Annotated in this window: 9 protein-coding genes and 1 pseudogene; 1 reads left to right on the top strand and 9 read right to left on the bottom strand. The window is 38.9% G+C overall.

Going from position 1 to position 12,551, the window contains the following annotated elements; all coding sequences use genetic code 11:
• Positions 1-148: 148 nt before the first annotated feature.
• A complete protein-coding gene (locus GCWU000282_RS09120; RefSeq protein ID WP_023354808.1) occupies positions 149-1,393 on the bottom strand; it encodes a hypothetical protein in 1,245 nt (414 codons plus the stop codon).
• 366 nt (positions 1,394-1,759) lie between these two features.
• Between GCWU000282_RS09120 and GCWU000282_RS09115 the strand changes: the two genes are divergently transcribed.
• Positions 1,760-2,332, top strand: coding sequence for a biotin transporter BioY (locus GCWU000282_RS09115; protein ID WP_023354807.1), 573 nt, complete (start codon positions 1,760-1,762; stop codon positions 2,330-2,332).
• Here GCWU000282_RS09115 and GCWU000282_RS09110 read toward each other — a convergent pair.
• From GCWU000282_RS09110 to gpmI, 8 genes and pseudogenes are all read right to left on the bottom strand, one after another.
• Positions 2,322-3,941, bottom strand: a complete 1,620-nt coding sequence (locus tag GCWU000282_RS09110) for an alpha-amylase family glycosyl hydrolase (RefSeq protein WP_023354806.1) — start codon at positions 3,939-3,941, stop codon at positions 2,322-2,324. The two genes, GCWU000282_RS09115 and GCWU000282_RS09110, sit on opposite strands and share 11 nt — an antisense overlap.
• Before the next feature lie 52 nt (positions 3,942-3,993).
• Complete coding sequence (locus tag GCWU000282_RS09105; RefSeq protein ID WP_156913131.1) at positions 3,994-4,665, bottom strand: IS630 family transposase; 672 nt, start codon at positions 4,663-4,665, stop codon at positions 3,994-3,996.
• The gene (locus GCWU000282_RS09100) at positions 4,635-5,144 is read right to left on the bottom strand and encodes a helix-turn-helix domain-containing protein (protein ID WP_035040145.1); all 510 of its coding nucleotides are present in this window, start codon (positions 5,142-5,144) and stop codon (positions 4,635-4,637) included. The genes GCWU000282_RS09105 and GCWU000282_RS09100 overlap by 31 nt, the downstream gene beginning before the upstream one ends.
• Positions 5,145-5,336: 192 nt before the next feature.
• A pseudogene (locus GCWU000282_RS16315) lies at positions 5,337-5,816 on the bottom strand (DDE-type integrase/transposase/recombinase); the annotation flags it as partial.
• Positions 5,817-6,315: 499 nt separating this feature from the next.
• The gene (locus GCWU000282_RS09090; protein WP_023354801.1) at positions 6,316-6,819 is read right to left on the bottom strand and encodes an HD domain-containing protein; all 504 of its coding nucleotides are present in this window, start codon (positions 6,817-6,819) and stop codon (positions 6,316-6,318) included.
• A 435-nt stretch (positions 6,820-7,254) separates the two neighbouring features.
• Positions 7,255-7,725 (bottom strand): IS200/IS605 family transposase, encoded by a 471-nt coding sequence (gene tnpA / locus GCWU000282_RS09085; RefSeq protein WP_035040144.1) that lies wholly within the window; start codon positions 7,723-7,725, stop codon positions 7,255-7,257.
• A gap of 184 nt (positions 7,726-7,909) precedes the next feature.
• Positions 7,910-10,546, bottom strand: a complete 2,637-nt coding sequence (gene ppdK / locus GCWU000282_RS09080; RefSeq protein ID WP_023354799.1) for a pyruvate, phosphate dikinase — start codon at positions 10,544-10,546, stop codon at positions 7,910-7,912.
• A 420-nt stretch (positions 10,547-10,966) separates the two neighbouring features.
• The gene (gene gpmI, locus GCWU000282_RS09075; protein WP_035040140.1) at positions 10,967-12,508 is read right to left on the bottom strand and encodes a 2,3-bisphosphoglycerate-independent phosphoglycerate mutase; all 1,542 of its coding nucleotides are present in this window, start codon (positions 12,506-12,508) and stop codon (positions 10,967-10,969) included.
• Positions 12,509-12,551 lie beyond the last annotated feature (43 nt).

Below are 12,551 nucleotides of genomic sequence, written 5' to 3'. Positions count from 1 at the left end.
ACATCATTTTAGATATACTTTGTTAATGATTTTGAATAAGTCATATCTGTAAGACCTGTAATAAAAAGGGGCTGCTGCAGTAAATGAAAACAAATACATCTGATTATATTTCATTTTTAACGCAACAGCTCTTATTACACATATCACTTTAATTTTCTATGTTAATAGAAGACAGGGAACTTATCGTAAAAGCATCAAAGCAGCTTTCCGGATTTTTTACTAAATATACTTTAACTTTTCTTCTTCCGCTCCAAGGGCCCTCATCTTCATTTTTTATCCCGGTGTCAAGTATTCCGGTAATGACTGCACCGTTTTCGACAGGCTCATATTTATACCCTGACAAAGTTGCGGAGCTTAAATTATCTGAAGCCTGCTTAATATCAACCGTTTTGTCTACAACATCAGAAAAATCCAGCTCAACCCCGGTAAGGGATTTCTGCATATAATTTATTTCTTTAACATCTATCATACCATTATTTTCTTTAGATATTTTGGTTAAATATGAGAAAGATTTCCCGGAATTCTGGATAAAATCGCTGACGAACTGCTCCTTCCAAGCTTTTTCACCGACTTTTATATCTTTTCCGTTAAAATATTCGTTGGAGGTTGCAAGCTTTATTATGGCTGATTTTATATCATTTCCAAGTAAAAATGCTTTAATCCGCCCATCTTTTAATATGTCTTTTTGATATTCCCCGGTACTGTTTCCCAAGTCTGTTGAAGTCAGAGAAGTTATGGTGTAACCGTCAAAACAGCTTTTGGGATTTTTGATTAAATGTACTGTAACTATTCTTTTTGCTATCCAGAAATCCTGACCTATGGGTTCGCTCTCTATATCAAGTATGGCAGTAAGGTCTATGCCGTCACTTGCAGACTCATATACATAATTTGACAGAGTTCCCTGATTTAACTTGCTGGAAGACCGGTTTGCATCAACTGCCTTATCCACAATATCAGAAAAATCCAGCTCAACTCCGGTAAGGGAGCTCTGCATATAATTCAGCTCTTTAACACTTACCATACCATCATTTTCCTTAGAAATTTTGTCAAGATATGAGAAAGATAATCTGGAATTCTGAATAAAGTCGCTGATAAACTGCTCCTTCCAGTGTTTTTCATCAGATGTTACGGATTTTTTATTAAGATACTCATCAGAGCCCGCAAGCTCTGTTATCGCCGTTCTTAAGTCATCATCAAGCGTAAATGATTCAACCTGATTATTTAAATCATCTGTTTGTTTGCCGGAGATATTACTCTTTGTATCAGCGGCAGAATCATTGCCGGGATTACCGTTTGATCTGTTTACTGAAACAGTTATATAGCCTAAAATTGCAATAATGATTATTACTGCCGCTACTGCTATTAAGTATTTTATCTGCCTGTTAGTTTTCATAGTACTGCTCCTTATTCTATATTTGCATGCCCGATTATTTTAGCTTTTTTTCTCCTTTGTTAAATAATTGATTAATGTTAATTATTAATAGGAGTATATATACTATATTAGTCATAGTAAACGGTATTATAATGCCATTTACATTTAAATGTCAATTTGTACAGCATTAAAATACTTAATATTGTAAACCTTAACGCAAAAAAAGGTTTACAATCATCAAAATTTAATGTATTATAATATCCGAACCTCAGACATATAGCTGTCCCGGTTCGGATATTGTATTTATACGAAAGTCCATACAGAAATTCAGTTGTAATTACTATATCCGTCAGGCAGTATTTTTGTATAAGATAAAGGAGAAAGAAAATGTCATCAAATGAAAATGTAGCAGTTAAATCAAAACCGGACGTAAAAAACATAGCTCTTATAGGTATAATGGCGGCTGTTTGCTGCGTGCTCGGTCCTTGGCAGATTCCTATCGGACCTGTACCTATTTCTTTACAGATAATAGCGGTTTGCCTTTGTTCTTATGTGCTTGGGGCTAAGAAGGGAGCACTTGCAGTCTTTGTATATGTATTGTTAGGTTTCGTAGGGCTTCCGGTATTTGCGGGTGCATCAGGCGGCATGGCTGCATTATTCGGGGCTACCGGCGGTTATATTATAGGATTTATTTTCATGGCATTTATAAGCGGGCTTTTTATAGAAAGATTTGGAGTTAAAAAGATTTATTTTCAGGTAATAGGCTTGCTTTTAGGACTTATGGTTTGCTACCTTTTTGGAACTGTTTGGTTTACAACAGTAAACACAAAAGGCATAAACTTCACACAGGCTCTTGGCTACTGTGTATATCCGTTTATACCTTTTGATGTGGCAAAAATAGTTATTTCCGTAATTTTAGGAAATGCACTTAAGCAGGCATTAAACAAGATTAATGTGTAAGTATTGCAATACCGAAGGATGGGATGTTAAGCATTCCGTCCTTTATTGTTACCTCTTCCTCTCCGGTAACAAGGGAACTTCCAAGTTTGGTATAGTCTTTACCCGGTTTAAGACTTATACTATTTTCAGAAGTATTTATGACAACCAATACAGATTCATAGCTGTCATCTGCCATATTTCTTGTAAAGGCTGAAACAGTATCGGAATCAAGGTTTTCAAATCCGTCATAAAGCTTGGTTTTTCCTCTTGCTATGACAGGGAAGCTATGTCTTAATTTAATAGCGTCTTTATAATAATTATAAATGGAATTATTGTCCTCGGCCTGTTCTTCAAGAGTGCCGTACATCATTTCAAACTCTTCCATATCTTTCGGACCTTTACACATTCCGGTTGCACTGCCGTCTTTTGCCCACTGCATAGGGGCTCTCTTGTTCTCGTCCCTTCCGGAACCCTTCATTCCAAGTTCTTCTCCATAGTAAATAAAGGCATTTCCTGTCATAAGCAGGTTCATAGCACCTGCAAGCTTAATCTGGTCTACCCTGTGATCGCCTGAGTAATATCCGGCCGAACGTGGTATGTCATGATTTGTATAAAAAGGTGCATTTATATAGTTCGGATTATTTCCGGAAAAAAGTTCATCTGCTTTAATCATTCTTTCTGCAAAATTACCTGCAGGCTTCATTCCTTTAAGTATATTTGCTATGACTCCGTCACTTCCGGAGAATTCAAAGTCAAAGAAGCTGTCAACTCCGCTTGCATAGTAAGCTCCGTATTCGCTTTCCGTAGACCAGGCTTCTCCCACTATATAGGCATCAGGTTTTATTTCTTTAACTGTTTTATTAAGCCAGGCAAGTATTTCGGTGTTTTTGGTAATGCTTCCCGTTACATAATAAGTAACAGCATCAAGTCTGAATCCGTCTACACCGATGTCCAGCCAGAATTTGAAAATATCCTTAAATTCATTTCTTACAGCCTCATTTTCGAGGTTGAAATCCGGCATTCTGGGGCTGAATCTGGCTTCATAGTACCAGTCGGTGCCTTCGACAGGGGCATAGCCATCCTGTTGTTCTTTTGTAAAATTATAATAATTAACATAAGGACAGGCATTAAAATCAGGTTTTTCACCCTTCTTAAGCCCTTTGAGGTATTTAACGGCTTCTAAAAACCAAGGATGGTCTGAAGAGGAGTGATTCATAACAAGGTCAAAAAGCACCTTGATATTTCTTTTGTGGCAATCTTCCACAAGAGCTTTAAAATCCTCAAGAGTACCAAAATCCTTGTCTATGTTTTTATAATCCATAACATCATATTTATGGTAAGAGAGGGAAGGGGAAACAGGGGTGAGCCAGATTTCGTTTGCAAGCAGGGAACTGCCTTTTTCCGCCTTACCATCATTTATATAGTCAAGTTTCTTCCTTATTCCTTCCAAATCTCCTATCCCATCTCCGTTACTGTCATAAAATGAAGAAACAAAGATTTCGTATGCGACACGATAACTGTCTTCTATCAGTTTTACAGGTCTTTTGCTTAATGGCGCATTACAGCCTGTAAGCGAAAGGGTTAGCGGAAGTGATACAGCGAGAGGCTTTAATATTTTATTAAATTTCATGTTTTACCTCCTAGTGTACTGGCATATTGATATTTAGTATTACAACAACTTCCTATCTGGAAGCTGTTGTGAACTTAGGATACAATGAATTCAATTTTACTCTGGCATCAACAGTTCGAAATTGCCAATTGACCTTTGCTGCAAAAATATTTCGCTCTACCTCCCAGGCTGCTAATTCTTCGCGAAGATTGGTAATGTTTTTAATCCTTCGTGACAGACACTGTCTGGTCATCACATTAAGTTCTATTTCTGCGATGTCAAGCCAACTTCCATGCTTGGGAGTATAGTGAATTTCCAGACGCTTGATAATCCTTCTTGCTTCATCCGCCGGATACCTTTTGTACAAGGACGCCGGTTTATGGGTGTTCAGGTTATCCATTACAAGGATTATTTTTTCCACATCAGGATACATGACATCAACGAGATATTTTATCTCTTCTGCCCAGTCAAAGGCAGTACGGTGTTCTCGAACACTGACATGATGTGTACCGCCAAGTGGTTCGACAAAAGCAAATATACTGCAGGTGCCATTTCGGACATATTCAGAATCTATTTTCTGATTACTGCCCGGACACATGGGCAGTGGTTCCCTTACATCACCCAATAACTGGTAGGGCTTTTCATCCATGCAGACAACCGGTCTTTCAGGATTGTATGGGGACTCATATACATCAAGAACATCTTCCATACATGCTACAAATTCGGCATCATCTTTTGCGGGGATGCACCAGTAGTCGTTTTTGTGAGGTCGAAGTTCGTTTTTTTTAAGGCTCTGCGGATTGCCTCACGGCTGACAGGAGTATCAAGAACAATTTTTGATTTCTCTGCCAGCAACCGGATGGTCCACCTTGAATGCCCTTCCGGTACCGGGCCACAGGCGAGTTCGATTATACGTGCTTCAGCACGTCCATCAAGCACACGCCTTGCATTATCGGAATTAACATTACGTTTAAACTCAGTCACTGCATCAATACCGCCTTCAAAATACTTTTTCACGGTATTGGTTACTGTTGCCAGACATACACCAATTGATTTTGCAGATTGTTCATAGGTAAATACTTTCCCATGTACTTCATCCAAATCAATAATGATCTGGCATCTGCATCGAATTGTTTTGGATGTTTTGTTTTTTCGGATGACAGATTTTAAGATTTTTAATTCGTTATCCGTAAGTTCGATTTTATACTTTTTTGGTCTTGCCATATAAATCACCGCCGTTTCTTTTATTTTATCATAAAACGGCAAAAATAGCCAGAAATATTTTGTTAAATATCAATATGTCAATACACTAGTTTCTGAAACAATGCTTCTTTATCAAATCTCATAATGTTCTTCTCCTAATATTGTTGTGGTCAAGCATTTTTGTAACACCATAACCTAAAATTAGTTACGGGATTATTTAACCCCATAACGAGCCTCGTAAGGCGTTTTATATTTATTATAAGCATGTGGTCTGACATGGTTATAATGAACATAAGCAAATTCCTCAATTGCAGCATAAAGCTCTTTTTCAGTATGATAGCGATGCTGATAAATTTGGTCTGTTTTTAGCGTATTGAAGTACCTTTCCATCGGAGCATTTTGTATGGATAACCTGCTTTACTCATACTCCTTGCTATTCCAAGTTTTTCGCAAAATTCTGTGTACTCTTTAGGAGTGTACTGACTTCCTTGGTCTGAATGGATTAGTAGCTTGGTTAGGTCAATCTTAGACTGTAATTCAATTTCCTTTTGTAGTGTCCTGTGGGCAAAATCTGCGGTTATATTGCGGTCTGTTATAACGGCTTTTTTCCTTGAAGCAGAAAATAACTGCATCTCAATGTTCATATATTTATGAACAGCTAATCGCTATCTTATAACCTTTACACACCAGATATTAGTGAGCAATCTTTTTCCCATCTTCATCTGTGTGAATGATAAATCCTACTTCAATACACCTCATATTCACCAAAGTCAATTAAAGCATATTAAAATCCTATTTTTCACCTCCTCATTTAACACTATAATGTGGTTCCAAGTATTCATATCGTATAACCACTCCCTATTATATCATTTATCCACAAAATATCTACCTCAAACCACAATCATTTTAGTTATATTTCAATATTTCTCTTCATTCTCATCAACCTTTTGTAACATTTTGCATTTATCCATTTTTATTCTCTATCAATCCTTCACAATTATTTAACTCCAAACACGAGAGGTCTTTTCATAAAGCAAAAGCCATTTAGAAACTCACTGCATACCCGGTGGTTTATTTTTATTGTGAAATACAATAAAAGCTGAACACACCGTAAACACTACAGATATTCAGCTTTATCTTTAATACAATTTGGTATTATTATCAGTATTAAGTTATCATCCTATATATATTGTCAATTCTCCTCCTCCAACACCCCCAGCGCCTTCCTATACTTTTTAACCCTCTTTATATCCTTCTCCCCTACAACCTTCAGCCTCGACAAATCCATATTATGCTTTATGTCAGCGATTTTAACCACTCTAGCGAGTTCGTTTGCTTTAATCCCTTCGATATACCTGGTATAATCAAGTTTTTTAGGCTTTGTGATTGCTTCGACTGCCCTTCCGATTTCCTCACCAAATTCTTCGCATATCATCTCTATCATGACTTCTATATCTTCTACTGTATCGTGGAGATAGGCTACTATCTTCTCCTTATGAGTGTGAACTGAATTAACAACAGTTTGAATATGTCCGGTAAAATAATTAATCCCCGCCTTATCAACCTGATTACTATGCGCTTTCTGCGATAATAACCTCGCTGATTCAAGCAGAGATTCTTCTTTTGATATATCCTTTATTTTCTCATTTCCATCACATTCAAGACTTGTATTGTTTGGCTCAATATTTTTTATCATTTTATCTCCCTATGTGGTTTCACAGCAGGCAGGCAACTGTTACATCTTCTCTACTGTGTTATGATATATTTTTCCTACAACACTAGTCCAATACAGATATTACATAATCACTAATTCTAATATCAAGGTTGTTTCTGCGCACACTTTGTGTGCAATAAGCACCTTACGGCAATTACCTCTGAGAAATTCTAATTTAAAGTATTTAAGTGTCAAGAGTATAAAATTCTACCAGTCTTTCTTGCAAGAAAATCTATTATCTTTTGTCACTCTGGCCTTTATAGAAGATTTCAAGGAGATTTCCTATTAATCATGACCACCAGCTTAGCTGGTGGTTTGCTCTGCGGCTATAAGCCGCTCTTTCCTGCCTGCCCCTAAAGGGGCACTGAAAAGTTTGACTTCCGCACTACATTTTCTGGCTGGCTCTAAAGAGCCTGTTTATTTGCCTTTTATTACCGGCTCACCCGTAAACGGGTCAATATATTCACTTAACGACATTTGATCATATTCCAAATCCTCTGTTAATTGGTTTCGGATATATTCTTCTATCTTTTTTGCATTTTTCCCTACTGTATCTACATAGTAGCCCCTGCACCAAAAATGCCTGTTGCCATACTTGTATTTTAAATGCGCATGTCTTTCAAATATCATCAAAGAACTTTTCCCTTTCAAATATCCCATTATCTCTGAAACACTATACTTGGGTGGTATTCTTACAAACATGTGTATATGATCCGGGCAAGCTTCTGCTTCTATTATCTCAACTCCTTTTCTCTTACACAACTCGCTGAGAATTCTTCCTATATCTGCCCTCAGCTTATTATATATAATTTTTCTCCTATATTTTGGTGCAAATACAATATGATACTTACATTCCCATGTAGTATGTGCTAAACTATTCTTGTCCATCTTGGATACCTCCTGTGGTATTATTGTTGTGCGGTCGCCAAACCTGTACTTATTATACCACAGGAGGTCTTTTCTTGAAGCTAAAGCTATTTGGGAACTCACCGGCATAGCCGGTGGTTTATTTTTATTGTGATATACAAATACAGAGGGCCGAAGCCCTCTGTACCTAACATATCTTATTTAATTATTTCGCCTTCTTCTCAGCGATAGCAGCCTGTGCTGCTGCAAGTCTTGCTACAGGTACTCTGAATGGTGAGCAGGATACATAGTCAAGACCGATCTTGTGGCAGAACTCAACTGATGAAGGATCTCCACCATGCTCTCCACAGATACCGATGTGAAGCTTAGGATTAGCAGGCTTTCCAAGCTTGATAGCCATTTCCATAAGCTTACCAACACCGTGCTGATCGAGCTTTGCAAACGGATCGTTCTCAAAAATCTTTGTATCATAGTAAGCGTTAAGGAACTTACCTGCATCATCACGAGAGAAACCGAATGTCATCTGTGTAAGATCGTTAGTACCGAAGCAGAAGAAGTCAGCTTCCTTAGCAATCTCATCTGCAGTAAGGCAAGCACGAGGAATCTCTATCATAGTACCAACCTCATAATGAAGGTCTGCTCCGGCTGCCTTAATCTCAGCCTCTGCTGTCTCTACAACTACCTTCTTAACAAACTTAAGCTCTTTAACTTCACTTGTAAGAGGAATCATAATCTCAGGAAGAACCTTCCAGTCAGGATGCTTCTTCTGTACATTGATAGCTGCACGGATAACAGCCTTTGTCTGCATCTTAGCAATTTCAGGATAGGTAACTGCAAGACGAAGTCCTCTGTGTCCCATCATAGGGTTGAACTCGTGAAGTCCTGTAATTATATCCTTAATAGCCTGAACACTCTTGCCCTGTGCATCTGCAAGCTTCTGAATCTCTTCCTCTGTTGTAGGAACGAACTCGTGAAGAGGTGGATCAAGGAAACGGATAGTAACAGGTGTTCCCTCAAGTGCCTCATAAAGCTGCTCGAAGTCTCCCTGCTGATATGGAAGAATCTTCTCAAGAGCTGCTTCTCTTCCCTCTACTGTATCTGAACAAATCATCTCTCTGAATGCTGCAATTCTGTCAGTCTCGAAGAACATGTGCTCAGTACGGCAAAGACCGATACCTTCTGCACCAAGCTCACGAGCCTTCTTAGCATCAGCAGGAGTATCCGCATTTGTTCTAACTCTGAGTCTTCTATACTTGTCAGCCCAAGCCATGATTCTACCGAACTCACCTGCGATAGTAGCATCAACTGTTGGGATTAAGCCTTCATAGATATTACCTGTTGTACCATCGATAGAGATTTCATCTCCCTCATGGAATGTCTTGCCGCCAAGAGTAAACTTCTTGTTAGCCTCATCCATAACGATATCTCCACAACCGGAAACACAGCAAGTACCCATACCGCGAGCAACAACTGCTGCGTGAGATGTCATACCGCCACGAACTGTAAGAATACCCTGAGCAGACTTCATACCTGAAATATCCTCAGGAGAGGTCTCAAGACGAACAAGAACTACTTTCTCACCGCGTCCTGCCCAAACTACAGCGTCATCTGCTGTAAATACTGCCTTACCACAAGCTGCACCAGGAGAAGCTCCAAGTCCCTTTCCAAGTGGTGTAGCAGCCTTAAGAGCCTTAGAATCAAACTGTGGGTGAAGAAGAGTATCAAGGTTACGAGGGTCGATCATTGCAACTGCCTCTTCCTCAGTTCTCATTCCCTCGTCTACAAGGTCACAAGCTATCTTAAGAGCAGCCTGAGCTGTTCTCTTACCATTTCTGGTCTGAAGCATATAAAGCTTACCATGCTCAACTGTAAACTCCATATCCTGCATGTCTCTATAGTGCTTCTCAAGTGTAGCACAAACTTCGTTGAACTCCTTAAAAGCCTCAGGGAACTTGTTAGCCATCTCATCGATGTGCATAGGTGTACGAACACCTGCAACTACGTCCTCACCCTGTGCATTGGTAAGGAATTCTCCGAAAAGTCCCTTAGCACCTGTAGCAGGGTCTCTTGTAAATGCAACACCTGTACCACAGTCATCACCCATGTTACCGAATGCCATAGACTGTACGTTAACGGCTGTTCCCCATGAATAAGGGATGTCGTTGTCACGACGGTAAACATTTGCACGTGGGTTATCCCATGAACGGAATACAGCCTGAATTGCTCCATAGAGCTGCTCCTTTGGATCAGTTGGGAAATCTTTACCAATCTTCGACTTATATTCGTCTTTGAACTGACCTGCAAGCTTTTCAAGATCCTCAGCTGTAAGGTCTACGTCCTGAGTAACTCCCTTCTCTTCCTTCATTTTATCGATAAGCTCTTCAAAGTATTTCTTACCAACTTCCATAACTACGTCAGAATACATCTGAATAAATCTTCTATAGCAATCCCAAGCCCAACGAGGATTTCCTGACTTATCAGCGATAACCTTTACAACTTCCTCATTAAGACCAAGGTTAAGAATTGTGTCCATCATACCGGGCATGGAAGCTCTTGCACCTGAACGAACTGAAACAAGAAGTGGATTTTCATGATCTCCAAATTTCTTTCCTGTGATTTCTTCGAGCTTTGTTATATGCTCGTCTATCTGACCAAGAATCTCATCATTAATTTTCTTACCATCTTCATAGTACTGAGTACAAGCTTCTGTTGTTACTGTGAAGCCCTGAGGTACCGGAAGACCGATATTTGTCATTTCTGCAAGGTTAGCACCCTTACCGCCAAGAAGCTCACGCATCTCAGCTTTTCCTTCAGTGAATAGATATACCCACTTTCTTGCCATTGTATTTTCCTCCTGTTGTTACTCTGTATAAGACCTAAGCACACAAATAAGTGCATATAATTATGCACTTTAAGTCATACGCACAAGCCCTATTCAGATAAATTTATACTTACTTAAAGTATGTTGATTGACTATCAACACTCTAGCTTATCTTAACACATTTTAAGCTTTATGTCATTATTTTTCATCATAAAACCATGCTATATTTATGTATTATTCCTTTCCGGTTTTTAGTATTTTTTACTATAAAATATATCTTTTATCATTAAAAAATACGACACCTCTGCAAATTTAAACATATTTATCGGTGATTATCGGCCAATATTTAAGCAAAACGCCGGTTGCTTTTTGTAGCATTTCAGAACACCCTGACTAATAATCAAACTTTTTATATTTTTGCAGATATGTCGTATTAATTACTTACTTTTTAATTAAAAGTGATCTTCCTGTCATTTCCTCAGGCTGTGGTATTCCCATAAGTTCAAGCATTGTAGGTATGATATCACAAAGCTTGCCTTCTTCAGCCAAATCATAGTCTCCCGCATTCACAAGAATAAACGGAACAGGGTTGGTAGTATGAGCTGTCCAAGGCTCTCCTGTCTCATAATCAATCATCTGCTCTGCATTTCCATGGTCAGCACAGATAAACATAGCTCCGTCCACTTCCTTAAGAGCCTCTACCGCCCTTCCTACACAGGTATCAACAGTTTCAATAGCCTTTACCGCGGCTTCCATAACTCCGGTATGTCCAACCATGTCAGGATTTGCAAAGTTACATATTATAGTGTCATATTTCCCACTCTTAATGGCATTTACAAGACCGTCGCAAACTTCGTAAGCACTCATTTCAGGCTGCAAGTCATAAGTAGCAACCTTCGGAGATTTAACTAAGATTCTGTCCTCGCCCGGATATGGCTCCTCTACACCCCCATTGAAGAAGAAGGTAACATGAGCATATTTCTCGGTTTCAGCAGTGCGAAGCTGAGTTTTGCCAAGCTTTGACATATACTCACCAAAGGTATTCTTAATTTCAACTTTCTTAAACGCAACCTCTTTGTTTGGCATATTGGAATCATAATCGGTAAAACAGACAAACTTAGTCTTAACTCTTCCGCCTCTTCTCTCAAATCCGTCAAAATCATCATTGCAGAAAGCTTTTGAAATTTCTCTTGCTCTGTCAGGACGGAAGTTAAAAAATATTATACTGTCATCATTTTTAATTGTGCCTATAGGCTTTCCGGCTTTTTCGATTACAGTAGGAACTACAAATTCATCGGTTGCATCTGCACCGTAAGAATTTTCTACCGCAACTACAGGATCAGAGGCTGTGTTACCTTCACCGTAAACCATTGCCTTATAAGCAAGCTCTACTCTGTCCCAACGGTTATCTCTGTCCATAGCGTAGAAACGTCCCATAACAGAAGCAACCCTACCTACACCTATTTCATTCATTTTATCTACAGCCGCTGCCACAAAATCACGTCCGCTCTTTGGCGGTGTGTCTCTTCCATCAAGGAAGCAATGCAGATAAACCTTCTCAAGACCCGCTCTCTTTGCAAGCTCTAAAAGTCCGTACATATGGGTATTGTGGCTATGCACTCCACCGTCTGATAAAAGTCCGAACATATGTAATGCACTGTTCTTTGCCTTGCAGTTTTCTATAGCGGAAAGAAGAGCCTCATTCTTAAAGAAATCACCGTCTTCTATCTCCTTTGTAATTCTTGTAAGCTCCTGATAAATAATTCTTCCCGCACCCATATTCATATGTCCTACTTCTGAATTACCCATCTGTCCGTCAGGGAGCCCTACCGCCAGTCCGCTTGCATAGCCTTTCTTGCAAGGATAGGTCTTCATAAGTATATCAAGGTTAGGCTTTTTAGCCTGTGCTATAGCATTGTAATCTTCTCTTTCATTGATACCAAAGCCGTCCATTATAATAAGAACTACCGGTTTTTTAGACATTTTTTTTGCTCCTTTCAAGCATTAACATATATCTCGGAAAGAA

Origin of the sequence: Catonella morbi ATCC 51271 (assembly GCF_000160035.2) — a bacterium.
Lineage (GTDB): Bacteria > Bacillota > Clostridia > Lachnospirales > Lachnospiraceae > Catonella > Catonella morbi.
The sequence above is the reverse complement of the archived record's forward strand: the minus strand, read 5'-3'. Positions and strand labels throughout refer to the sequence as shown.

Excerpts from the sequence above, each read along its gene's own strand:
- ppdK (WP_023354799.1), bottom strand. The coding sequence starts at position 10,546 with ATGGCAAGAAAGTGGGTATATCTATTCACTGAAGGAAAAGCTGAGATG.
- GCWU000282_RS09110 (WP_023354806.1), bottom strand. The coding sequence starts at position 3,941 with ATGAAATTTAATAAAATATTAAAGCCTCTCGCTGTATCACTTCCGCTA.
- GCWU000282_RS09115 (WP_023354807.1), top strand. The coding sequence starts at position 1,760 with ATGTCATCAAATGAAAATGTAGCAGTTAAATCAAAACCGGACGTAAAA.
- gpmI (WP_035040140.1), bottom strand. The coding sequence starts at position 12,508 with ATGTCTAAAAAACCGGTAGTTCTTATTATAATGGACGGCTTTGGTATC.
- tnpA (WP_035040144.1), bottom strand. The coding sequence starts at position 7,725 with ATGGACAAGAATAGTTTAGCACATACTACATGGGAATGTAAGTATCAT.
- GCWU000282_RS09100 (WP_035040145.1), bottom strand. The coding sequence starts at position 5,144 with ATGGCAAGACCAAAAAAGTATAAAATCGAACTTACGGATAACGAATTA.
- GCWU000282_RS09120 (WP_023354808.1), bottom strand. The coding sequence starts at position 1,393 with ATGAAAACTAACAGGCAGATAAAATACTTAATAGCAGTAGCGGCAGTA.
- GCWU000282_RS09090 (WP_023354801.1), bottom strand. The coding sequence starts at position 6,819 with ATGATAAAAAATATTGAGCCAAACAATACAAGTCTTGAATGTGATGGA.